This is a genomic window from Desulforhopalus glucosivorans (genome assembly GCF_054397165.1).
Genome location: NZ_AP044854.1, coordinates 2,759,702 through 2,784,705, shown reverse-complemented (window position 1 = coordinate 2,784,705; position 25,004 = coordinate 2,759,702). Strand labels below are relative to the sequence as shown.

Here is a 25,004-nt window from a genome sequence, read left to right as displayed (position 1 = left end):
CTTGTTTATTGAGGTCCTGTTTAAGCTACTGTGTTGTGGTATCCTTGCCAGTTTCTGGTTATAGTGGCTACTATAGGGTACGTCAATGGGTAGCCATACGTCTCAGTGAACTATTTAGGCAATTTTAGAAAATTGGCACTAGCATGTCTGATCGCGAATTACATACACAATCACCTGGAGAACTGCTAGGGGAAAACTATTCTCCACGGCTTTTAGATGCACTCTTACGGGTTGCACAAAAGATTGATCAGCCACTCTATACAGTTGGCGGAACGGTCCGGGATTACCTGCTTGGAATAGCATCCAATGATCTCGATCTTTCAGTGGGCATAGATCCCTATGAATGTGCGGATATGCTTGTGAAAGAGTTTGGTACAGGAACTGTTGTGCCACTCGCGCAGGGGGCTGAGGCTGCTGTCAGGGTAGTGTGTAAGGGGGAACAGGTCGACTTTTCTTCTTTTAGAGGCGGGGTTAACACGATTGAAGAAGATTTACATCTAAGAGATTTTACAGTAAATGCCATGGCAATTGACTATGCATCTCTTTATGATGGTGGCAAGCAGGTCTTAATCGACCCAACAGGTGGCGAACACGATTTATTACATGGAATTGTACGTAATTTACCCAGATCATTTGTGAATGATCCGGTACGGCTTCTGCGCGGCTATAGGCTTTCTGCAGTGTTTGGTTTTGAACTCAGCACTGAAACCAGAAAAGAGGTTGCCGAGGAGGCGAAGCGAATTACAAGTGTTGCAGCAGAACGTGTCTGCCACGAGCTGCAATATATTTTTGAATCGAACCGCACCGCAGTAACTCTTTCGCAGATGGCTGAAGATGGATTACTGGTCTACCTTCTTCCGGAATTGTATGAGGCTGATGGAGTCGAGCAACCAGAGTTTCATCATCTTGACGTTTTGGGTCATAGTTTTCTTGCCTTGAAGATGATGGAAATAATCATTGCGGACCCCAGAAAATATTATCCGGAGCATGGAAAACTGTTTGATAGATATCTTGCTAACCCCGCTGTGGTTCGTGGCTTGAAGTGGGCAGCACTTATGCACGATGTGGGTAAACCTGAAACCCGTGCCGTCCGGGAAGATAAAGATGGACGGGTTACCTTTTATGGTCATGATGAGGTGGGAAAAACAATTTTCACCAAGTACGCCAAGAAATCAAAATGGAGCCAGGTAGATAGCGAGTTGGTAGGCGGTTTGATTGCAATGCATATGCACCCATTTCATCTCTGCAATGTGCAACGAGTTGAAATGTTGTCAGCAAAGGCAGCTCTTAAACTCAGTCAGCGGGCCGGAGATAATATTGCTGGCTTGTTCTTGCTCGCAATGGCAGATAGTCTTGCCAGTGAAGGGGAAAAAAAGCCGGAGGAGATGGAGGCTGAGCTGGTCGAACTTTTTACTGTGGTACAAAAAATATATGAAGAGACCATAGAGCCTGTGGTCAAGGGACCAAAACTTGTTACGGGCCACGATCTTATTGAAAAATTTGGTCTCACTCCAGGCCCTGAGTTCGGTCATATCATGGCCGAGCTTGAGCTGGCAAGGGTGGAGGGAGCCGTCGTAGACAGGGGACAGGCCCTCGAATGGATCACGCAGTTTCTGGAGCAGGAAGCTGTAGACGAGTAAAATGGATGAATATGCCAGGCTGGAATATCCCGGTTTTCGTCTTGTCAAAGAAAAACAAATGGACTAAAACGTGCGTAAAATAAACGATTACTATTCGAAAAAAGCAAAAAAAGATAAATACCCGGCTCGGTCCGTATATAAGTTGGAAGAGGTTCAGCAGAAGTATAAGTTCCTTAAACGTGGGGACAGCGTGCTGGATTTGGGCTGTTATCCGGGGAGTTGGTCTTTGTTTGCTTCTGAAGTTGTTGGACCAAAAGGGATAGTTGTGGGAGTGGATCTCAATCAGGCAGATCAGACTGAAAGGCCTGATGGTGCTCCGATTCACTGGTTGTGTCAGGATATATTGGAACCTGAACTTATACCCGCTGTTCGGAAATTCAGACCTTCATTTAAGGCTTTGATTTCTGATCTTGCGCCGAAGACAACCGGGTGCAGATGGACAGATGCTCAGAAATCACTGATTCTTGTTCAACACACAATGGCTCTTGCAGAGGAATTGTTACTCAATAAAGGACACTATCTTTGCAAAGTGTTTCAGGGAGAAGATTTTCCCAAATTTGTTGAAGATGTCAAGAAACGGTTTGCAATGGTAAAGGTTTTGAAACCAAAGAGTTCACGAGTAGAGAGCCGCGAAGTTTTTCTGCTGGCTATGGATTTTAAGAAACGTTCTTAATACGTACAAAAATAGTGCCTAAATTTGCAACTGAAAATTTTGGAGTCTCCCTACCCGGAGTCTTCGCTACGTACTGGATATGCAAAATATAGGTAGTAGTTGTTATACGAATAAAAAATAAAAAATGGGTGTGATATATGTCGGGACATTCTAAGTGGTCAACAATTAAGAGAAAGAAAGGCGCCAATGATGCAAAGCGTGGTAAAATTTTTACCCGTCTGATTAAGGAGATTACCGTTGCTGCCCGCAGTGGTGGAGGCGATCCTGAGGGTAACCCGCGTCTTCGCTCTGCCATTGCCGGTGCTAAATCTGAGAATATGCCAAAAGACAATATCGCCAGAGCCATTAAGAAGGGTACAGGGGAGATTGCTGGAGAAGTGTACGATGAGATCATGTACGAAGGGTATGGTCCCGGTGGTGTTGCTGTGCTCGTGGAATGTCTGACTGATAATCGTAATAGAACTGTAGCTGATGTTCGTCACTACTTTGCCAAGAGTAACGGTAACCTTGGTGAGTCAGGCTGTGTTTCCTGGATGTTCGAGAAAAAAGGTCTGATTCTGGTAGATAAAGAAGGTATCAGTGAAGAAGAGATGATGGACAAGGCCCTTGAAGCGGGTGCCGATGATGTCATCGAAGAGGAAACTGAATTTCATATCCATACCGCACCTGAAGATTTTGAAGATGTGCGGGGCGCTCTTGAGGCGGCCGGCATAACTTTTCTAGAGGCGACAGTTTCCATGATACCTAAAAACACTGTTGATGTGACCGAGGAAAACGTTGGTAAATCTCTCATGAAGCTTATGGATAGTCTAGAAGATCATGACGATGTTCAAAATGTGTTCTCAAATTTTGATATCGATGATGAGCTCATGGAAGTTCTGTCGCAGTAAACTCAGTGGATCGAATTCTAGGGGTAGATCCAGGTAGCAGAATTACTGGATATGGAGTTATAGATGCGGATAGAGGGCGATTGCGCTTTGTCGCCTGCGGTGTGATTAAGACCACTGTTAAATATCCGCTCAACCATAGGCTGGGTGAAATCTTTGACGGCCTTAATGAGGTTGTGCAGGTGCATAACCCCGTGGTTGCTGCTGTGGAAGATGTTTTTTTAGCTGAAAATCCCCGCTCGGCATTAAAACTAGGTCAGGCCCGAGGTGCTGCTGTTGTGGCTGCCATACAAAATGGTTTACAGGTGTATGATTACACCCCAAGAACGATTAAGCAGGCTGTGAGTGGCTATGGTCAGGCGGATAAGGGCCAGATGCAGCACATGGTTCGACTCTTACTTGGGCTTTCAGGCACTCCAAGTACAGATGCGGCTGATGGCCTTGCAGTGGCAATATGTCATGCGAATCAACTCAACTTGTGAGCAATTATGATAGCCACCTTAAGCGGAAATATATTATATAAAACCATCGATCGTGCAGTAATCGATGTGGGTGGTGTGGGGTATGAAGCCATTGTCACAACCGATGCCATCGCTCGCATGCCTGAAAAAAATGAATCTGTTTTTCTATTTATTCACACCAACGTTAGAGAAGACGCCATTACCCTGTACGGTTTTTTAGAAGAAGAAGAAAAAGAACTTTTCCTCATCTTGAAAACGGTATCCGGGATAGGGCCAAAACTGGCTCTTGCAATGCTTTCAGGCCTCAGGGTCCCAGATATCTGCCAGGCTATTGGTGCTGGTGACATCAAGAGATTAACAAGTCTTCCCGGGGTTGGAAAAAAGACTGCCGAACGTATCTGTGTTGATCTCAAAGAAAAGGTGAGTCATTTGGCCCATGGTACAGGGACTAATTCAGACGTTCCTGCCGCCTTAGCTGTAACGGCTGGGTCTGAACTTGCTGATGCTGTTTCTGCTCTGTCAAATCTTGGTTATGCTGACGGTGTTGCCCAATCCGCCCTTGCCGCTGTGAAAAAACAGGTGGGTGACGACGAATTTGCACAACTTACGGTTGAAGACCTTATTCGCATGACCCTGAGGTCACTTGCATGAATATTGAAGAAGATATTAACGGTGATGACAGACTCGTTAGCCCTGATGTTCAGGTGCGGGAAACTTCAAATGATAATTCCCTGAGACCCAAGAGCCTTGATGAATATATAGGCCAGGAACAGGTTCGAAAGAGTCTATCTATTTTCATACAGGCAGCCCGCGGGCGAGGGGAACCTCTTGATCACGTTCTGTTTCATGGGTTTCCAGGTCTTGGTAAGACCACACTCTCTTACATTATAGCTCAGGAGATGGGGGCCGGTATAAAAGTAACTTCCGGTCCTGTTATTGAGAAGCAGGGGGACCTGGCAGCCATTCTCACCTCTCTTCAGGAGGGTGATGTCCTTTTTATAGATGAAATTCATCGCCTTAACCACGCTGTGGAAGAGGTGTTGTATCCCGCCATGGAAGATTATCAGCTTGATCTGATCATTGGTCAGGGGCCTGGTGCACGTTCTGTTAAGATGGATCTGCCTAAGTTTACACTTGTGGGTGCTACGACCCGTACTGGTTTGTTGACTCCACCCCTGCGTGATCGTTTTGGTGTTGTGCTGCGTCTTGAGTTTTACTCACCTGAAGAGCTGGTTACCATCGTGCAACGTTCTGGTCTGATTCTGGGCATGAAGATTGATGATAGTGGGGCGCTGGAGCTGGGGCGCAGGTCGAGGGGAACTCCAAGAATTGCTAACAGATTACTCAGACGTGTTCGGGATTTTGCTGAAGTTGGTGGTCATGAGGTGGTGAATAAGCAGGTGGCAAATGATGCCCTTATTATGCTTGGTGTAGATAAGTACGGTCTTGATGATATGGATCGTCGGATCATGCTCACCATTATTGATAAGTTTGAAGGCGGCCCTATTGGGCTTGAGACCCTGGCCACGGTAGTATGTGAAGAAAAAAATACCCTGGAAGATGTGTATGAACCATTTTTAATTCAGTCAGGGTTTATTAAACGAACTCCCAGAGGCCGGGTTGCAACCACCGTTGCCTACGAGCATTTTAAAAGAAAAGTACCTCGTCAGTTGGCTGTGCAGCAGTCACTGTTTGACGAGTAGGCGGTTAGAATCGTCTCTTTTTTGTTGTGTGTTGCAGGAGATTGGTATTGTGTTTCCTGCAGGGTAATAACTTAAAATCTAAATTTCTACGGTACGTGAATACGTACGCGGGGGAGTCATGCGGAAAACACTTTCAGATATTCGCTCAATGAAGGTACGTGGAGAGAAAATTACCATGCTGACTGCATATGATGCTTCGATGTCTCGAATACTTGAGGGATGTGAGGTAGATATGTTGTTGGTGGGTGATTCACTCGGGATGGTAATGCTTGGCTATGATTCCACTGTTCCGGTGACCATGGACGAGATGTTGCATCATGCAAAAGCTGTGCGCCGTGGAGCCCCTCAAAGTTTTGTGGTGGGGGACATGCCCTATGGCTCTTATCAGACCGGAACAAGGGATGCAATTAACAATGCTATTCGCTTTTTAAAAGAGGCCGATTGTGATGCTGTAAAGCTTGAAGGGGGGCTCAGTATGTGCGGTGTGGTTGAGGCTCTGGTAAGCGCTGGAATTCCGGTTATGGCCCATATCGGTCTGACTCCTCAGACAGCGAGCCAGCTTGGTGGATACAAGGTGCAGGGAAAGGGTCTGGAGGATGCCAAAAGAATGCTTGCTGAGGCCAAAGGGCTGGAGGCGGCAGGAGCCTTTAGTATTGTCCTGGAGTGTGTGCCTGACAAGCTTGCTCAGGTGATTACTTCATCACTTGATATGCCGACTGTGGGGATCGGGGCGGGAAGTGGTTGTGACGGTCAGGTTCTTGTAACCCATGACCTGCTTGGTATGTTTGATAAATTCACTCCTAAGTTTGTTAAAAAATTTGCAGATCTTTCATCTCCTATAAAAGATGGTATTAAGCAGTATGAAAAAGAAGTGAAGGATGGATCATACCCGGCGGCTGAACATAGTTTTACAAGTGAAACAGACTACGACTCTCTTTTGGAGACATAAGTATGTAGTGCTTTGTATTTGACAAATTTCTGAGTGTGTGCAGCTGTCGTGCACCCAAAAGAACAATAAAAGGCGAACTGAATTTCATTCAGTTCGCCTTTTGTGGTTTAAAGTGGGTGGTCAGCTGCCCCACTTTGCACCCCATGAAAAAAATATAGGGCAAAGTCTATGTTTCTTTGTTTGTCTCGAATGTACTGAAAATACAGGGATAGTCCGTTTTAATAAGGTTTTTTCAAGCTAGGCATTAATTCCAGTTTTTTAAGCTGAAACCCACTATGTTGTGTTGTGTTGTTGGTGGTGTGCACAATATGTTGTATTTCTGTGGTTTCGAGCTGTGGTGAGTATCCTGTTGAAGTTACGCCTATTTTTTCCTTGACACATTGTCCATAACTAAGATAGAAAAAGGGGTACAGTGGTGCAAAGTGGGGAAGAGTGGTTTAAAGTAGTGAGGCGGGGTGGCATGGCGCAGGCAAGATTCCGAAGCAAAACAGAGCACGTTCTCGACTCAAAAGGGAGATTGAACTTCCCTAGTCGATTCCGTGATGTGTTGCGTTCTCTGGGTTCTGACGTCCTGATGATTGCCCCGTGGAAAGACCATCTTAGAGCTTATCCCATTGCCCAATGGGAGATTTTGGAAACAACACTACTCACCAATGGCGGAGAACTTGGCAGCTTTGTTCGATACGTTGTTGGTGGCGTGACTGAATGCACCCTTGATAAGCAGGGAAGAATCCGTTTGGCGCCTGCTCTTAGAGCAGATGTGAATCTTACAAAAGATGTGGTTTTGACAGGAATGTTGGACTGGGTTGAAATCTGGGACAAATCGGCATGGGATGCTGAGACAGATACCACCAGAAACGAATTTGATGATCACAAGGCTAAGCTTGCGCAATTAGGAATACTCTAATGACTCATCCTGCTGGAAAAATACACACATCTGTACTGCTCCATGAGTGTATGGACTTTCTCTGTCCTGAGAGTGGCAAGATCTATGTGGATGGCACTATGGGGTTGGGTGGTCATACAGAAAAAATATTACAGCTATCGTCTCCAGAAGGCCGTGTAGTTGCTTTTGACTGGGACGAAAATGCCATCGAAAAGGCAACAGAGAGATTAATGCCTTTTGCAGATCGACTGCAGATAATTCGTCGCAACTTTGCAGAGATTGCCTCTGGCCTTGATAGTGCAAAGATAGCCCAGGTTGATGGCATGATGATCGATGTAGGCCTTTCATCCTTGCAGCTTGATATGGGGAATCGGGGCTTTAGCTTTCAGGTGGACGAAGCACTTGATATGAGAATGGATAATCGTGGAGAGACAACCGCAGCTTCCATTTTACACACTGCAACTGAGGAGCAGTTGGCGGATATCTTCTTCTACTATGGTGAGGAACGTCAGGCAAGGCCCATTGCAGCAGCGATTGTAGCCGAGAGAAAGAACAGCAGGATTGAAACAACTAAGCAGTTGGTTGGAGTAGTAGCACGAGCAGTACCAAAGAGATTTCACCCTAAAAGAATCCATGTAGCAACAAAGGTGTTCCAGGCCCTGCGTATTGCCGTTAACACTGAGCTTGAAAATCTGGGGAAAATTTTAGATGACGGGGTGAAATACCTCAAGCCCGGCGCTAGATTTTGTGTGATTTCATTTCACTCGCTTGAAGACCGGATCGTAAAAAGAAAATTTAGAAACAACGACTCGCTGGTTGTGCTGACCTCTAAACCGGTTATGCCAACTGAAGAGGAAATTGCCGCTAATCCGCGTTCACGCAGCGCGAGGTTAAGGGTAGCTGAGAAGAAATAGCTAAACAAAGAGAGGGGGGAAGCATGAACAATTATAACAGCATAGGCTCATATACTCGTCCAACCGCGAAATATGGTGTTCGCCAGCATGTACGACCCCGGAGAGTTAATCAATTATCACTTCAGTTGTCTGAATGGAAGCAGATTGGGAAAATCGTTATTTGGCTACTGCCGGTATTACTGATACTCAACGTCATGTGTAGTTCAGCGATTAGCTCCATGAATCATTCCATCATCCAGGTGACTGAGGCGAATCAGACGCTCGATTCTATAAACGTAGAACTGCTTACGAAAAAGGCCGTTATTGCATCCGATGCAAGTGTTAAACAGCTTGCAGCGGATAAGCTGGGGCTAGTTGAGGTGAAGAGAGGTCAGGTTGGCTTGTTTAATCGCCAGTACGGCACTTTCGTCTATCGATAGCGGTTGCTATGACCAAGCAGTCTCGGCTTAAGGTTAGGAAGAAAAGAAAGAACCGAAAGCTTTTCATCATCGTCGGGTTGCTTTGTGTTTTTTTGTACCAGTGTGAACAACATTATAATTTGTCGTCTCAGCTTTTTGGGATGTTCACCCAGGCAAAAAAGAAGTTTGCTGAAAATGCCCTCGATCGAGGAGGCATTTACGATAGAAATCTGAAGCAACTCGCCGTTACCATGGAGCGGGTCGCTGTCTATGTAAGAACCCGAGAAATAGAATCAATCGCGGATACCGCAGCATCACTGGCCTCCATCTTAGGCATTGATCTTGATAAATTAAAAGGCCAGCTTGAGAGTGGGGTACTTCGCCTGTGGGTGGCTGAAGATATAAGTCAGGAGCAGGAGAAGGCTATAAATGATCTTGATCTGCCTGGAATCCACCTGCAAAAAGAAGAAAAAAGATATTATCCCAATGGGGATCAGGCAGCACATCTGATCGGCTATGTGGAAGATGGTATAGGTTTGTCGGGGGTTGAATTTTATTACGACCGCCTACTGGCCACGCGAAAAACTCAGCAACAAAAAGAGCAAAAACCGCTCAGCAATACACAGGATCTTGTCCTTACCATTGACCTTAAAATCCAAAGAATATTAGAAGATCTTGTTGTAGATATTGAGCAAAATGAAAAGGCCCATAAGGTTGCCGCCTATGTGATTGAAAGTGGAACAGGTGAACTTATTGGTGGCGCGCAATATCCCGGCTTTGATCCAAATAGTTTTACCAAATACACCCAGCGGGCAATTGAAAATATATTCTTTAGCCCTATTTTCCTTCCAGATGCGTTTCGTGTATTGCTCCGTGATAGTGCTTTTGTCTATGACAAAACGACAGAAAACTTACGTTCGTTACCGTGGAGCGTACAAGGTGGGGTGGGGAGAATTGGTACTCAGTTGCAACTGTGGGAGTGGCTGAAACTTGGTGATCAGTCGAGAACAGATTTTTTCGCCACTAAGACATCCACTGGAAAGATACAGAAGAAAATGAATAGAGTTGGGGCGAAAAACGTCTCTTTTGGGCTTATCCCAGAAATAACAACTCCAATGGGACTGCTTGCTGCATACTCGGTGCTTTTAAATGGCGTGAGTGAACGTTCTCCTTTTGTTGTAAAAAAAATTATTGATATTGAAAGTGGGCAGGAAGTGCCACTGGAAGGAATGGTCCCAGACGAACCGTTTGTCGAAACCTTTCCCCATAAGCCAAGTGCTGAGGTGAGAGCGCTGTTTGAGGCAATGGCGGTACAAAAAGACTCATCTTCTTATTTTCTGCGTGATAATGTGTTGCTTGCTTCAGAATCTACTGGAGGCAATCAACAGCTCTCGGTTGTAGACTTAACATTTGTTACAATTCCAGCCGATAGCCATGAGCTTAATATGCTCGTTGTGGTATACCGAGATCCTGGAGGTGTAGAGAAAAGAGAACAGAAAGGCAGGCTCATCGAAGATATTCTCGATGACAAGATGGAACGGATTTCTGTATTGCAGCAAATTTCGGCGACCATTGCAGATGTAGTTGAACCCGAACATATGGATATAGGAAATTTTCAAGGTAAGGATGACAGTACCTCTTCTGAGTGGAATAAAGAGGTTAAACATATCACCTCTATCCCTGGTGCAATGCCCGATCTTATCGGTTTAAGTTTAAGAAAAGGACTTAGATTACTTGAAGGTTCCCCTGTTGAAATTAAAATTGAAGGAACGGGGCGGATTGTGAAACAAATCCCCAAACCGGGTACACCATTGAAGCAGGACATGGAGTGTAGATTGATTTTAGAGCGGCATGAAGATTTAAAGTTTGAAAAATTCACCGAGGATAAGGCTAACTAACTCACCAATAATAAGGGGATAGACTCTTTGGGTGGTTGATAGGTAATGACACTGATGACAGCAAAGAAAAATGAGCGATCCATATCATCACTTCTAGAAGGCGTGGAGTGTATTGGCTTGATGAATGCCGGGGAAAGTGATTTGGCAAAAGCACATGTCAGTCATATCACGTCTGATTCCCGTGAGGTAACGTCAAAGACCTTGTTTATTGCTCTTGAAGGTGTTGGTGTCGACGGTCATAATTTTGTGACGAGTGCGATCAGTAGTGGGGCTACTGCTGTTGTTGGTGGAACCGGTCGGCTTAAGAGCTTAGCTGAACAACATCCGGAAGTGGTTTTCGTTGAGGCTGATAACACATATGAAGCGTATGCCATAATTGCAGCTAATTATTTCAATAATCCTGCAAGAGAACTCACCTTGGCTGCGGTTACCGGAACCAACGGTAAAACTACAGTCACTTATATCGTTGAGGATATCTTCAAAGAGGCGGGTAAAAGTGTAGGTGTTATCGGTACGGTGAATAATCGATATACCACAAGCGCAGGTGAAACTACGTTTTTACCGACCCGGTTTACTACCCCCGAGGCGTATTCTCTTCAGGGGGTACTCAGGGAAATGGCAGATAATGGCGTAGACTATGTCATTATGGAAGTATCTTCCCATGCCCTTGCTCAATCAAGGGTTGGTTCGCTTACATTTCAAGCAGCGGCTTTTACAAACCTCTCAAGAGATCACTTGGATTATCACCAGGGGATGAATGACTATTTTAGTGCTAAAAAAAGTCTGTTCGTACGTCATCTCATGCCAGGTGCAACGGCTATATTACCCCAGGTGAAAGGGAGTGATGACGTGGGAGGCCATGTCGCTGAACTCTATGATTGCTGCAAGCAGGCTGGGGTGTCTGTCTTAAGCTGGGGAGCAAGGGAAGGCGCCGATATAAGGTTGATACAACACATCTCAGATCTTAACAAAACAAATCTTGAAGTCGATTGCGTGGGCAAGCTGGTTGCTACAAGTAGTTTGCTTGTTGGCGACTATAATGTGGATAATCTTCTCACTTCTATGGGGCTCTGTGTTGCTCTTGGTCTTGAGGAGAAAGATATTCTGGCAGGAGTGTCTTCAACCACAGGTGCTCCTGGGCGTCTGCAACGAATTACAGTTGAGGGATGGGGGGATTGTGGTCCCACAGTATTTGTAGATTATGCCCATACACCGGATGCTCTTGAAAAGGTCCTGTCCACTGCAAAAGAACTACCCCACAGGGAACTATATGGTGTCTTTGGTTGCGGTGGAGACAGGGATTCCGGTAAGCGAGCTGTTATGGGTAGGATTGGAGCTACGCTCTGTGATGTGAGTCTTGTAACCGATGACAATCCAAGAACAGAAGATCCTGGGAAAATTGTTGCTCAGGTGGTCGAAGGTGTTACTGAGGCGGGACATGTGACCCATGATGCTGAATGGCTAACATTCAGAAATAAGGGTGATAAGGGCTGCGTTGTTATCCGTGACAGGCACGAGGCGATTTTTGCTGCAATAAAAAATAGTCAAAAGGGTGATATTGTAGTTATCGCCGGCAAGGGACATGAGCCGTATCAGCTTACGATACATGGAAAAAAATTCTTCGATGATCGGATGCAGGCACAAGATGCCCTCTGTTCCTGGAGTGTTCCGATGGTTGCCATGGCAACAGGTGGCGAGTGTACCGACGCGAGGCCCATGGAGAATTTTCTAGGTGAGGTTGTGACAGATAGCCGATTGTCTACTGATGATGGCATTTTTGTGGCCTTAGAAGGTGAAAATCATGATGCCCATGCCTTTGCTGGTCAGGCTGTGGAAAATGGGGCCCGCTGCCTTGTTGTAAGTCGCAGGCTGGATTCTATTGATTCTGTTGCTTGTCAAATTGTAGTAAAAGATACTCTGCGGGCTCTCGGAGATCTTGCAGCATTTCGCAGAAAACGGTTGGGGCAGGAATTTAAACAGACTGTGATTGGGCTTACTGGAAGCTGTGGTAAGACGACAGTCAAAGAAATGATTGCAGCAATTGTAAAGAGAAAATTCCCGGAAGGGGAACATTTCCCCGAAAATGCAGTGTTAAAGACCGAGGGTAACTATAATAATCTTATTGGTTTACCCTTGTCGTTACTACCCATTGGGGTTCACCAGAAAGTTGCTGTACTTGAGATGGGGATGAATGTTCCAGGTGAGATTGAACGCCTTGCTGAAATAGCAGACCCTGATATCAGTTGCATCACTAACATACACGGGGCGCATTTACTGGGCTTGCACTCCATTGAAGGGGTGGCTGATGCGAAGGAAGAACTGTATAAGACAACAAAACCTTCTGGTACACTTATCGTGAATCTTGATGATTCTCGTGTTGCAGCGAGGGCAGAAAAATATGCACAGAAAAAGATTACCTTTGGCCATACTTGCTTAAACAGGGGGGTGACGCCTGATGTGTTTGCAACCGATATTAAGATGCTGGATGGCGGTGTTATTACATTTTCCCTGCATCATAATGAGGCAAGCCAGGAGATACATCTCTATATAGCTGGTGAACATAATGTTGTAAATGCACTATGTGCGGCAGCCACTACGATTGCGGCAGGATGTTCTCTGGATGAAATAGCCCTTGGTCTGGCAGATTTTAGAGCACCGGATAAGAGGATGGAACTATTCTCGTCAAAATGTGGTTTTCAGATCCTCAATGACACCTATAATGCAAATCCCGCATCAATGGAGGCAGGACTCCGGGCCCTGGCTGACATTGGACCGGCAAAAAAATTGGCGGTAATAGGTGACATGCTGGAACTCGGCGATGATTCCAGCCGGGCACACTATGAAATTGGTCGCATCGCGGCAGCTTTACGCCTTGATTTTGTCATTTGTCTTGGCGAGTGGAGTTCAGATATTATAAAAGGGATGCTGGACGGTGGTGCAGATACAAATAATATAATGATGGCTGAAACAAAAGAAGACGTCGAGAAGTATCTGAAAGATCAGGTGACTCAGGGTAATCTGGGGAGTCATGATCTCGTACTCTTTAAGGCATCCCGTGGCTTACGTTTTGAAACCATGGTTGAATGTTTTCGGTAGTACACTATATTTTTTTATACACCCCATAAACAATGTGGAAAAATCGATAACTAAACGAAACAGGTAAAAGTAACAGACTATGTTGTATCATTTTCTCTATCCATTACATACGAGCCTGAGCGGTCTTAATGTTTTCCGCTATATTACCTTTCGGACCATTGGTGGGGCGGTTACTGCCTTTATTATTGTTCTTCTGCTGGGACCATTATTCATACGCACGATGCGTAGGTTTCAGATTGGTCAGGTGGTAAGAGATGATGGCCCCGAGACCCATCTTGCAAAGCAGGGCGTCCCAACCATGGGTGGTTTGCTGATACTCTCAGCTATCGCTATTGGTACAGTCTTATGGGCAAGATGGGATAACTCCCTGGTCTGGTTGAGTCTCTTTGTTACTCTGTTCTATGGTTGTATCGGTTCAATCGATGATATTAAAAAGATCAAAAAGAAAAATTCGGATGGACTGAGCGCGAAAGGAAAGCTTATTTTACAGGTGGCAGGTGCTTCTGTTGTCGGGATGTTTATTTATCTGCATCCGGGCTTTGATGGTCATTTGAGTCTGCCATTTTTAAAAGATTTCAGGCCGGACCTTGGGTTTTTTTATGTGATTTTTGCAATTATTGTCATTGTTGGGGCCTCAAATGCTGTCAACCTGACTGATGGTTTAGATGGTTTGGCGGCGGGGCCTACCATAGTTACGACTACTGTATATTTGATTTTTTCATACCTTGCGGGAAACATAGTTCTTTCTGACTATCTGCAGATCCCTTATGTCGCAGGTAGCGGTGAGCTTGCAATATTCTGCGGTACAATCTTTGGGGCCTGTCTCGGCTTTTTATGGTTTAACGCCTTTCCTGCTCAGATGTTCATGGGAGATGTAGGTTCCCTTGCCCTTGGAGGTGCCATAGGTGGGGTTGCCATTATTATTAAACAGGAGTTCCTTCTGGCAATTGTTGGCGGTGTCTTTGTTATGGAGGTGGTGTCGGTTATTTTGCAGGTTGGATATTTTAAGTGGACGAAGGGAAAACGGATATTTCTAATGGCCCCTTTTCACCATCATTTTGAAAAGAAGGGGTGGCATGAATCTAAGGTGGTCGTCAGATTCTGGATAGTATCAATAATCCTCGGGCTTTTAGCTCTTGCAACACTGAAATTACGTTAATGGAAGAAAAGAAACTTATATATCCAGGTCAGACTGTATGTGTCATGGGCCTTGGTGTCACCGGCCGGGCTGCTGTGAAATATTGCCTGGCACAAGGGGCACAGGTACGAGTTTCTGATGCCCGGGACAATGAAAGATTTTTAGCAGAAGAGGGTGAGTTTCTCGATGCAACCGGCGTTGCGTGGGAGGCAGGTGGGCATACCCTTGATTTTTGCAGTACGTGTAAGGTCTTGTTACCTAGTCCGGGGATTGACCTTCGAAAGGAAATTTTTGTCTCACTTGAAACAACAGGGGTACAGATAGCGGGTGAGCTTGCAGTTGTGGCAGGTGAGATAGAGGTCCCCATAGTTGCGGTGACCGGGACTAATGGTAAAACCACTGTAACGTCACTGATTGGTGAGGTTCTATCCTTATATGGGAGAAGGGTTTTTGTCGGTGGAAATATAGGGACACCTTTGTATGAGTATTGTCTCTCCCCTAAAGAGTATGATGTGGTGGTGGTGGAGGTTTCCAGTTTTCAATTGGAGAGCAGTGGCGATTTTGCAGCAGATGTTGCGGTACTCCTCAACATTAGTCCGGATCATCTGGATCGCCATGGAACCATCGAAAATTACGCAGAAGCTAAGGGCCGGATTTTTTCTAACATGGGAGAAAATAGCCTTGCTGTGGTGAACGGGGACGATCATTTGTGCCGAAGTATTTTACCCATCGCAGGTGCGCAAATATTAACCTTTGGCAGGGGGGATATGAACAATTTATGCATTACTGATACATCGTTCTTAACCCGCAAAGGTGAAAATGTCGCTGAAGAATTTGCCCATGGATTATGTAGAGACATAGGTTTTACAGGTTATAACCTTGCGGCTGCATATGCAGCACTCAAGGAAATGGGTCTCACTGGCCGCGAAATTGCTACGGGCTTTCGGCAGTTCAAGGGACTTCCACACAGGTTAGAGGTTGTTGCAAAGAAAAATGATGTCACTTTTATCAATGATTCCAAAGCCACAAATACAGGTGCTGTTGTCGGTGCCCTGCAGGAAATGCCCAAAGGGGTGATTCTCATCGCAGGAGGTCGGGGTAAGGGCGAGGATTATTCCGTACTTCGAAAAAGCGTTGAGGAAAAGGTTCATACGCTGGTGCTTATAGGCGAGGCGGCGACAAAGCTTAAAGAAAGTCTTGGTGACGTGACTAATTGTATACCAGCCTCAAGTATGGAGGATGCAGTTTCAAAGGCGTCTCAGGCTGCAAGACCAAAAGATACAGTGTTATTGTCTCCGGCGTGTGCAAGTTTTGATATGTTTACGAGTTATGGCAATAGAGGCGATGTTTTTAAAAAAATTGTACTGGATCTTTCAGATTAGATAGGTGAAGCGAGATGAGTGAAGGGTCAAAAAAGAAAAGAATTCGTCTCCTTCTTACAGGTGGTGGGACCGGTGGGCATCTGTTTCCGGCGGTGGCTACAGCGCAGGAGTTTCAAAATCAGTTTCCGGGCACTGAGGTTCTTTTTGTTGGCACTAAAAGAAAGGTAGATACTGGATCTCTAAAAAATTATGGATTTGCCAGCAAGACCATTGATTGTCACGGAGTAAAAGGGAAAAATCCGTATCAGCTTTTAAAGGCGATTGTGACTCTTCCACGTGCGTATATGCAGTCACTCAAGATAATACGAGAGTTTAAGCCGGATATCGTCTTTGGAGTTGGGGGCTATGTGACCGGTCCTGTTGTTTCAGCTGCTAAGTCCATGGGAATACCATCTATTATACATGAGCAGAACTCAGTTCCAGGGCTTGCCAATAGAAAATTAGGATCAATTGTCGATCGGATATGCTTGTCTTTGCCTGGAAGTGGTGAGCAATTCCCAGCTGTAAAAGTTGTTTATACCGGAAATCCGGTACGAACAGATATAAGAAAGCTGGCAGGTAAAAAAAAGAATAATGAGACTGAACTGAAAACCATACTGGTTTTAGGGGGAAGTCAAGGTGCGCAGGCTATAAATGAACTGCTGCCAAAAGTAATTGGAGAGCTGGGTGAAGACGTGACCAAAAAACTTCGCGTGATTCATCAGACCGGTGATAAAGATGTGGATGGTGTTCGACGTGCCTACGGAAAATATGATGTAGAGGTACAGGTAGAGCCCTTTTTTAAGGCAATGGATGCAGTGTATAAGGATGCTGATATGATAATTTCACGGGCTGGTGCCACCACCCTGGCTGAGGTCTCAGTTCTTGGAATACCCGCGATTCTAATACCCTATCCATATGCTGCTGATAACCACCAGGAAAAAAATGGTCAATACTATGTGAATGGTGGTGGGGCTATGCAGTTCACCCAGAAAAAACTTACAGCCGAACAACTAGGGCTGGTGGTGACAGAATTGTTAACAGATCCGGTAAAAAGAGAAAAAATGTCAGCTGCCATGAAGAAACTTTCATACCCTGACGCTGCAGAAAGAATAGTCAGCTGTTGTCTTGAGCGAATGAAGGGTGGCGAATAATGTATAGAAAAACAAAACATATCCATTTTGTAGGGATCGGTGGCATTGGTATGAGTGGTATCGCGGAGTTACTGCTTAACCTTGGCTATACTGTGTCTGGCTCGGATCTTAATTCATCCCCCATTACTGAAAAGTTACGATCTCTTGGGGGTAAAATACATAAGGGTCACGACGGAAAATGGATTGAAGGGGCTGAGGTCTTGGTGACATCTTCGGCGATCTCAAGCGACAACCCTGAAGTGGTTCAGGCGCGGGAGAATGCCGTTCCGGTCATTATGCGTGCTGAAATGCTGGCTGAACTCATGCGCCTTAAAAAATATGGTATTGCTATTGCTGGCAGCCATGGGAAGACATCCACCACATCTATGGTGAGTTGTATGCTTGCCTCTGCAGGACTGGATCCAACTGTCGTAATTGGTGGAAAGGTCGATGCTCTTGGAGGTAATGCAAAACTTGGTGATGGTGAGTTTTTGGTCGCTGAAGCTGATGAAAGTGACGGCTCTTTTTTGAAGCTTTCCCCTGTGGTGGAGGTGGTCACTAATATCGATCTAGAGCACCTGGATTATTATCGGGATTTAGATCATATTAAAGAGACATTCCTGGAGTTTATCGACAAGATACCTTTCTATGGTGCTGTAATCCTATGTCTCGATGATGCCAACATTGCAGATATACTGCCCAGGATTAAAAGGCGCACCTTGACGTATGGTTTAACTCCCCAGGCTGATATACATGCGGAAAATATCACCTGGAGTGCAGGCCGGGTTAACTGTGTGGTGAAAGATCAGGAAAAAGAATTGGGAACACTCTCTGTTACTCCCCCGGGCATTCACAATGTGTACAATGCTCTTGCTGCAGTATGTGTTGGTCTGGAACTAGAACTCACCTACCCGGAGATTAAGAAGGGCCTTGAAGATTTTGTTGGCGTTCAAAGAAGAATGCAGAAAAAAGGAGAGCTTAAGGGGATCAGTGTGGTTGATGATTATGGCCATCATCCCACAGAGATTCGAGCAACACTTGACGCAATTAAGCAGGCTTGGCCTGAAAAGAGACTGGTGGTTCTCTTTCAACCCCATAGATATTCAAGGACTCAGGCTCTTTTTAAGGAATTTCAGACCTGCTTTCATAGGGCTGATGTCCTTATCATGTGCGATATTTATGCAGCTTCGGAGCAGCCTATTGAGGGAGTGACCAGTGAAACGCTGTTGGCAGCCACCCGTCAACATGGTCAGCGTCATACCCATTATATAGCAGATGTGGCGAGTATGGCGGGTGAACTTGTCCCAATGCTGCAGGAAGATGATCTTGTTCTCACTTTAGGAGCTGGAAATATTGTAAGGGTTGGAGAGGAACTTCTTGATATTTTGGATGAAAATACGGAGAAGGCATGAATGAATAGCGACCTTCGGATGAGGCTTGAAAAAATGTGCTCTGGAGGGGTTGTTTTTGATTGTGGACTCGCCCGTTACAGTTCTTTTGCCATTGGAGGGCCGGCGGACGCTCTGGTTGTTGTTTCAAAATATCAGGAACTTACTTCACTTCTGCCGTTTTTAGACGCGGAGTCAGTAGCATGGAGGGTTATAGGTAAGGGAAGTAATCTGTTGATAGATGATGAAGGATTTCGGGGTGTTGTTATTATCTTGGGCGGAGAGTTCGCGGAAATTGCAACTGCTGACCATTGCGACAACTCAACAATTTCACTGCGCGTTGGCGCTGGTTGTAGTTTAACAAAACTTAATCACCATTGTTGCCGCAAAGGCTATAATGGCTTGGCATTTAGTTACGGTATTCCCGGCAGTGTTGGAGGGGCAGTTCTTATGAATGCCGGAGCCTGGGGGAAAGAATTGTCCTCAGTGCTTACGGAGGTCGGGGTGATCACAGCGTTAGGGTATGAGAAACTTACCGGTGATCAATTGGACTTTTCATACAGGTATTGGCCCTATTTTAGTACATTTGAAAGGCAGGCTGTTATTGTGGATGCTCTGTTTTCATTAACTGCGGGAGACAGTAAGCTCATTGAACATAGCATGAAAGAGCTTTTACAAAAGCGAAAGAACATCCAGCCGCACAATTACCCCAATGGAGGGTCGTGTTTCAAGAACCCAGCAGAGAAAAGTGCAGGTCAGCTCATTGAGGAATGCGGTCTTAAGGGTATGTCAATTGGAGGAGCTAAGGTGTCTGAAAAACATGCGAATTTTATAATTAATTATAAAAAAGCCACAGCCGCCGACGTATTAAGTCTTATGGAACGTGTGCAACGTGAGGTGTATGAGCGATTTGATGTGAATTTAGAACCAGAATTGCACCTTATGTAAAGAGATGAGTGATTTGATCTGGTAATCTGGTATTGTAGAATACTCGTTGAGCCATCCAACTAAAATGGATACTAACTTTAGAGCAGCCATGCGCCTTTATTCTCGGATAAAAAACATACTAAGTCTTTCAACAGACACTACTAAAAAGAGAAGCTATCAGTCAGGTGATATTTCTTTTGGAGGGGTTTCTACGAAAAACGAACAGTTTTCAACGTCGAAGTCAAGGTTGTCTTTTATTAAACGCTTTACAAGGCTGAGGCATCATACAGATCAAAATATTTATTCCCCCCAGGTGAAAAAATCTGGTGGTATGAAAATTGGTCGAAAAGTCTTGTGTCTTGGGGCCTTAGGTTTCTTCTGGATGCTTGGTGGTGATATTGTTAAGCAAAGATTAGAGGAGGTCGAGTTCTTTAAGGTGACGGAACTTTCCATCTCGGGAGAATCGGTCCTCTCAAAAGAAGAGTTACGAACTACGGCTGGAATTATAATTCACCAGTCCAGTTTGCTGGGGCTTGATATTGCAAATATTGAAGAAAAACTACAAGCTAATCCCTGGATAGCCAAGGCGACAGTAGAGCGTAACTGGCCTTCGGGGGTTGATATTGATATCGTTGAAAATATACCCCTTGCACTTCTACATATTAACACAGCAAATGGTACTGAACTGCGCTACATTGATAAACGAGGAAACTCATTTTTAACGTTGACCCCTGGTGGTAAAATTGATTTTCCAATAGTCACAGGACTCACAGAAATACAGGATGAGACCAAACGGGATGAGGCTTTGAGCGAAGTTCTTATTTTTTTAAATAAAGCCAGAAGAAATGATCCCCACCTTCCTGTTCAGTCTTTATCTGAGGTTCACGTTACTCAAGATGGGAATTTGGTTGTTTATCTTGTAGAATATCCGTTTCCAATTTTCTTTGGAAATGGTAACACTAAGCAGAAGTATGGTAGGCTTGTTGAAGTGCTTAAAGCATTGTATAAAAAAGAAAAAGGTAAAGATCTCATATCAGAAGTAGAATATATTCAGATGGATTATCTACAGGATAAAGTGCTTGTTGCACAAAGTGGCCAGGGTTGAAGAAAACGAATGGATGAGAAAAAGATAGATAGTGACGTAAATGATACTGAGATGCTGATAACCCAGCCTCCCCTTGAGGACCTCAAGGAGATTGGTGAGTTGGTTGTCGGACTTGACATAGGGACCACAAAAATCTGTTGTGTTGTTGGCGAAGTGGTCGACAGTGGTATAAAAATCATTGGTGTTGGAACTGTTCCCTCCCAGGGTCTTAAAAAAGGGATTGTGGTAAACATTGAAAGCACCGTTGCGTCAATTCGAGAGGCAGTGCACCTGGCAGAAGAAGATGCAGGCTATGACCTGCAGTCTGAATATGTCTATGTCGGGATCGCAGGGAATCACATTAAGGGTTTTAATAGCCCCGGTATTGTTGCTGTTAATAATCGTGAGATTAAACAAGCAGATATTAACGAAGTTATTGCTGCTGCACGAACCGTTAAGATATCAGAAAATCAGCGGATTATTCATGTAATGCCTCAGGAGTACATGGTGGATGATCACACCGGTATTCAGAATCCAGTGGGCATGACAGGAGTACGGCTTGTCACAAATGTGCATATTGTAACAGCTGATATTGCAGCAGTTCACAACCTTGTCACCTGTTGTAATAAGGCCGGATTAGAGGTTGCGGACCTTGTCCTTGAGTCCATTGCCTCTTCCCATGCGGTCCTTAGTAAGGATGAGATGGAGCTGGGTGTAGCACTTATTGATATCGGTGGAGGTACCACTGACCTTGCAGTATTTTGTGATGGAACCATACGTCACACCTGTGAAATTGGTTTGGGTGGGCACAATCTGACCAATGATCTTTCCGTAGGTCTCAGGACACCTCTTCAGGAAGCTGAACGACTAAAAGAAGATTATGGCGGTGCCATATCTTCTATCATTAAACCAAACTTGGTGGTTGACGTCCCGACTGTTGGTGACAGGGAGCCTCGTAAGGTGACTCAGAAGGTCCTGGTGGATATTCTTGAAGCCAGAGTTCTTGAGATACTCGAGATGATGAATAGTGAGCTGGTGGCTTCTGGACAAAAGAATAAAATTAATGGTGGGGTTGTTATTACCGGAGGTACTGCACTTCTCGCAAATCTTGTTGATCTTGCTGAACAAATATTTGATTTACCTGTTAGGATTGGGTACCCTACCGGTATTACAGGGAAGACTGCTGATTTACATTCGCCCAGATGTACCACGGCTGCAGGGCTTGTGCTGTTTGCCAGAACCAATAATGATGAAGGTGGCCGCCAGGAAACCACTGTTCTCAGTAGAGTAAAAGACTGGCTTAAAAAAATCATGTAAAGGTTTTTAGTATTGACCGGATTTTTCAGAATGCTGTATCTTAGCATTGAATACATTTGCACTTTATCACCACTAAAGTGGTTGTTTAATAGATGAGGGGGTTGTTATGCCGTTTAGAATACCGGAATCAGAAGGCGTTGCTGTAGTCAAAGTTTTCGGCGTTGGTGGTGGTGGTGGAAATGCCATCAACACAATGGTGGCCAATAGATTACAAGGTGTTGAATTTATCACCGCAAATACCGACAAACAGGCACTGAATCAGTCTCAGGCAGATATCTGTCTACAGATTGGACCTGGTATCACCAAGGGACTGGGCGCAGGTGCTGATCCGGAAACGGGTGGCATGGCAGCGATGGAGTCCGAAGAGGAGATTAAAGAGGCTCTTCAGGGCAGTGACATGGTTTTTGTTACCGCCGGTCTTGGTGGTGGTACTGGTACGGGAGCTGCTCCAGTTGTGGCTAAGGTCAGTAAGGAGCTTGGCGCCCTGACTGTTGCTGTCGTGACAAAGCCATTTAGTTTTGAAGGTAAGTTTCGCGCCAAAAATGCTGAAAAAGGGTGGGCCGAGCTGCACAAGTATGCTGATACAATTATCACTGTACCAAATGATCGCCTGCTTTCAATCATGCAGAAAAACAGCAAACTCTCAGATATGCTTTCAATGGCCGATAACGTACTGTTACAGGCTGTAAAAGGCATTACTGATCTTATTAATGTACCGGGGTTGATTAATGCGGATTTTGCCGATTTACGCACCGTAATGCAGGAAGTGGGCCCCGCTATTATGGGCTCAGGTGCAGCTGTTGGTGAAAGCAGAGCTACCGAGGCTGCCAGGAAGGCCATTGATAATCAACTTCTTGAGGATTTTGGTATTGATGGAGCAAGAGGCTTGCTCATTAATATCTCTGCCTCCGAAGAATCCTTTACCATGTCTGAGTTCATGGAGGCTTCTGCTCTTATTCAGGATAAGGTTGATGATGACGCCAAGGTTGTAATTGGTGCCCTTTATGATGATGCCCTCGGTGATGAACTCCATGTTACAGTGATTGCAACGGGTGTTGGTAATATGCTTGATGAACAGGGCACAATTAATCCTGTTGAAGATCATATGAGTAAACCAATAGCACAGCCATTAAAAGAAAAAGAGCCCGTTGTAAAAGGTGCTCCAGCCGCTCCCAATAATCATCCCCGCGTAGCCCGTTTACCAGGTTCTAAGTTTGACCCACTTGAAAATTTAGGGGCGTCAAACGTCCCCGAAGGTAAGGCTGCTAATTCAATTAATTGGAATGACGATTATCTGGAAACGCCAACCTATCTGCGTAAAAAGGCCAACTAGGGGTTGTTGTTTGAAATGGACTGAGTTTTAATATATAAACAATTCTCAGTCCCATTATCTGGGTACTGCTTCAGCAGTGCCCGATCTATGACCATAGTTCTTTTATGGTTCCGACTCCATAGTGGTTCTCCCATGGACTCTAATTTCTCAGCTGATGTTCATCATTTAGCCATTATCAAAGTAGTTTCATGTCGAAGAACTGTTTTGCTGGAGCAAGTGCTATGTTAAAGGAGTCATGGGATGGCAAGCAGCATCAGGCAGATCCCGGGTCAGGGCTTGGGTCTTTTAAACTTGTAAAGTATTTCTCCTTTTCCAGTCTCGGTGTTTTTCTTCTCTTTACTCTTATTCTCTCCTGGTTGATTTCAGATAACGCAAGAAAGGTAATGTTGGAACAGAATGAGGAGTATTCTCTTCTGCTCGCTGAAAATATTAATCAGCAGGTTTTTAGACGTTTTGTACTGCCTGCGGTGATACGTTATGGGGGTATCGCACTACGTAAACCTGAACAGTTTGAGCTACTTGATTCAGTTGTTAAAAGTGTGACCCAGGGGATGAAAATTGGTTCTGTTACCATCTACGATTCTTCAAGAAATATCATCTCATATTCAACTGATCAGGACTTGATTGGTAAAAAAGATCTTGGTGGTTTTGAGTATAGTATGGCCCTTGAGGGAGTTCCTAACTCCAGACTGGCATATAATGGTTCTGTTCTGAGTCTTTTACATATTACAGATAAGGTGAAGTGTAACCTCAGAACCTTCATCCCCTTTAAACAGGTGCGAAACGACGGAGAAGGTGAGTTGATAATGGGGGTGATAGAGATCGAGAAGGATCTTTCAAGAAACTACCTGCATATTATCAAATTTCAGGGTCGTATTATTGTTGTCTCCAGCATCGTCATGGGAATCTTGTTTCTGGTATTGCGCTCCATTGTCTCCCGGGCAGGTGAAAAGATTGAAAAGCGTGCCATAGAACGACAACGCCTGGAAGAAAAACTCAATCAGGCAGAAAGACTCGCCCACCTTGGCACCATGGTGGCAACAGTTAGTCACGAGATAAAAAGCCCCCTTGGTATTGTGCGTAGTACTGCTGAAATATTAGTAAAAAGAATTAAAAAAATTGCACCGGGCAATGAGCATTTAGCAAAAATTGTAGTTGATGAGACCGTGCGACTCAATAATATTGTGGTTGAATTCCTTGACTTTGCACGACCTCAGAAACCGCAACTGCAGTTGAAGGGGCTCAACGATATTGTGAGAAAGGTGTTGGATTTTATCTCACCTGAGTTAAAGAGAAAAAACATCGACCTTATTTCCGATCTCTCACCTCATTTGCCTCCTAATAATATTGATCCTGACCTGATGTACAGAGCATTGTTGAATATCCTGGTTAATGGGATGCAGGCCATGGAGGAGGGGGGAGAATTTCAGATCACCACCAGGAAAAACGAAGAAGGTGAAAATGAAATCTCTATCAGGGATACAGGCGATGGAATGTCGCTTGAGAAAAGCAAGAAGATCTTTGAACCATTTTTTACTGACAAAAATAAAGGAACTGGTCTTGGTTTGGCCATAACTCAAAATATAATTGTCAGTCATGGGGCCCGGTTGTCCGTTCAGAGCAGTGAGGGTGAAGGGACAACGTTTACTATCCGCTTTCCTGCTATGTCTTGAACTCTCCATTTTTCCATATTGATAACTAGCAATTCTCTGCTTAGGGACCTTATTCGTTTGATCTCAATAAGGGAAATTGGCTTGGCCTTTTCGGGGATTCAGGAATTGGTATAACACACATGCTCTGTGCACTGTCTGATCTTAT

Annotated in this window: 21 protein-coding genes; all 21 read left to right on the top strand. The window is 44.9% G+C overall.

The window, feature by feature from the left end:
* The first annotated feature begins 143 nt into the window (after positions 1-143).
* The 21 genes from ACX6CI_RS12065 (at position 144) to ACX6CI_RS11965 (ending at position 24,859) form a co-directional block, all read left to right on the top strand.
* A complete protein-coding gene (locus ACX6CI_RS12065; RefSeq protein ID WP_458778411.1) occupies positions 144-1,640 on the top strand; it encodes a CCA tRNA nucleotidyltransferase in 1,497 nt (498 codons plus the stop codon).
* Between the two features lie 70 nt (positions 1,641-1,710).
* A complete protein-coding gene (locus ACX6CI_RS12060; RefSeq protein WP_458778410.1) occupies positions 1,711-2,313 on the top strand; it encodes an SAM-dependent methyltransferase in 603 nt (200 codons plus the stop codon).
* Positions 2,314-2,450: 137 nt separating this feature from the next.
* Complete coding sequence (locus ACX6CI_RS12055; RefSeq protein ID WP_458778409.1) at positions 2,451-3,203, top strand: YebC/PmpR family DNA-binding transcriptional regulator; 753 nt, start codon at positions 2,451-2,453, stop codon at positions 3,201-3,203.
* 5 nt (positions 3,204-3,208) lie between these two features.
* Positions 3,209-3,682 (top strand): crossover junction endodeoxyribonuclease RuvC, encoded by a 474-nt coding sequence (gene ruvC / locus ACX6CI_RS12050; protein WP_458778408.1) that lies wholly within the window; start codon positions 3,209-3,211, stop codon positions 3,680-3,682.
* Positions 3,683-3,688: 6 nt separating this feature from the next.
* On the top strand, positions 3,689-4,312 hold the full coding sequence (ruvA, locus tag ACX6CI_RS12045) for a Holliday junction branch migration protein RuvA (RefSeq protein WP_458778407.1): 624 nt from the start codon (positions 3,689-3,691) through the stop codon (positions 4,310-4,312).
* Positions 4,309-5,364, top strand: a complete 1,056-nt coding sequence (gene ruvB, locus ACX6CI_RS12040) for a Holliday junction branch migration DNA helicase RuvB (protein ID WP_458778406.1) — start codon at positions 4,309-4,311, stop codon at positions 5,362-5,364. Before ruvA ends, ruvB begins: the two co-directional genes overlap by 4 nt.
* Positions 5,365-5,482: 118 nt before the next feature.
* Complete coding sequence (gene panB / locus ACX6CI_RS12035) at positions 5,483-6,313, top strand: 3-methyl-2-oxobutanoate hydroxymethyltransferase (RefSeq protein ID WP_458778405.1); 831 nt, start codon at positions 5,483-5,485, stop codon at positions 6,311-6,313.
* Positions 6,314-6,728: 415 nt separating this feature from the next.
* The gene (locus ACX6CI_RS12030; RefSeq protein ID WP_458778404.1) at positions 6,729-7,220 is read left to right on the top strand and encodes a division/cell wall cluster transcriptional repressor MraZ; all 492 of its coding nucleotides are present in this window, start codon (positions 6,729-6,731) and stop codon (positions 7,218-7,220) included.
* Positions 7,220-8,113 (top strand): 16S rRNA (cytosine(1402)-N(4))-methyltransferase RsmH, encoded by an 894-nt coding sequence (rsmH, locus tag ACX6CI_RS12025; protein ID WP_458778403.1) that lies wholly within the window; start codon positions 7,220-7,222, stop codon positions 8,111-8,113. Before ACX6CI_RS12030 ends, rsmH begins: the two co-directional genes overlap by 1 nt.
* A 218-nt stretch (positions 8,114-8,331) precedes the next feature.
* Positions 8,332-8,532, top strand: coding sequence for a hypothetical protein (locus tag ACX6CI_RS12020; protein WP_458778402.1), 201 nt, complete (start codon positions 8,332-8,334; stop codon positions 8,530-8,532).
* Between the two features lie 8 nt (positions 8,533-8,540).
* Positions 8,541-10,409 carry a PASTA domain-containing protein gene (locus tag ACX6CI_RS12015; protein ID WP_458778401.1) on the top strand — a complete coding sequence of 623 codons (1,869 nt, stop codon included), beginning with the start codon at positions 8,541-8,543 and terminating at the stop codon, positions 10,407-10,409.
* A 45-nt stretch (positions 10,410-10,454) separates the two neighbouring features.
* Positions 10,455-13,505, top strand: coding sequence for a UDP-N-acetylmuramoyl-L-alanyl-D-glutamate--2,6-diaminopimelate ligase (locus ACX6CI_RS12010; RefSeq protein ID WP_458778400.1), 3,051 nt, complete (start codon positions 10,455-10,457; stop codon positions 13,503-13,505).
* 79 nt (positions 13,506-13,584) lie between these two features.
* Positions 13,585-14,664, top strand: coding sequence for a phospho-N-acetylmuramoyl-pentapeptide-transferase (mraY, locus tag ACX6CI_RS12005; RefSeq protein ID WP_458778399.1), 1,080 nt, complete (start codon positions 13,585-13,587; stop codon positions 14,662-14,664).
* Entirely contained in the window at positions 14,664-16,025 is a 1,362-nt protein-coding gene (gene murD / locus ACX6CI_RS12000) for a UDP-N-acetylmuramoyl-L-alanine--D-glutamate ligase (RefSeq protein WP_458778398.1), read from the top strand. The genes mraY and murD overlap by 1 nt, the downstream gene beginning before the upstream one ends.
* 14 nt (positions 16,026-16,039) lie before the next feature.
* Positions 16,040-17,158, top strand: coding sequence for an undecaprenyldiphospho-muramoylpentapeptide beta-N-acetylglucosaminyltransferase (gene murG, locus ACX6CI_RS11995; protein ID WP_458778397.1), 1,119 nt, complete (start codon positions 16,040-16,042; stop codon positions 17,156-17,158).
* A complete protein-coding gene (murC, locus tag ACX6CI_RS11990) occupies positions 17,158-18,549 on the top strand; it encodes a UDP-N-acetylmuramate--L-alanine ligase (protein ID WP_458778396.1) in 1,392 nt (463 codons plus the stop codon). The genes murG and murC overlap by 1 nt, the downstream gene beginning before the upstream one ends.
* On the top strand, positions 18,550-19,473 hold the full coding sequence (gene murB / locus ACX6CI_RS11985; RefSeq protein ID WP_458778395.1) for a UDP-N-acetylmuramate dehydrogenase: 924 nt from the start codon (positions 18,550-18,552) through the stop codon (positions 19,471-19,473).
* Between the two features lie 88 nt (positions 19,474-19,561).
* Positions 19,562-20,557 carry a cell division protein FtsQ/DivIB gene (locus ACX6CI_RS11980; RefSeq protein WP_458778394.1) on the top strand — a complete coding sequence of 332 codons (996 nt, stop codon included), beginning with the start codon at positions 19,562-19,564 and terminating at the stop codon, positions 20,555-20,557.
* Positions 20,558-20,608: 51 nt separating this feature from the next.
* A complete protein-coding gene (gene ftsA, locus ACX6CI_RS11975; protein WP_458778464.1) occupies positions 20,609-21,853 on the top strand; it encodes a cell division protein FtsA in 1,245 nt (414 codons plus the stop codon).
* Positions 21,854-21,959: 106 nt separating this feature from the next.
* The gene (gene ftsZ / locus ACX6CI_RS11970) at positions 21,960-23,186 is read left to right on the top strand and encodes a cell division protein FtsZ (protein WP_458778393.1); all 1,227 of its coding nucleotides are present in this window, start codon (positions 21,960-21,962) and stop codon (positions 23,184-23,186) included.
* Positions 23,187-23,374: 188 nt separating this feature from the next.
* Positions 23,375-24,859: a two-component system sensor histidine kinase NtrB gene (locus tag ACX6CI_RS11965; RefSeq protein WP_458778392.1), complete on the top strand. Its 1,485-nt coding sequence runs from the start codon at positions 23,375-23,377 to the stop codon at positions 24,857-24,859.
* Positions 24,860-25,004: the final 145 nt, after the last annotated feature.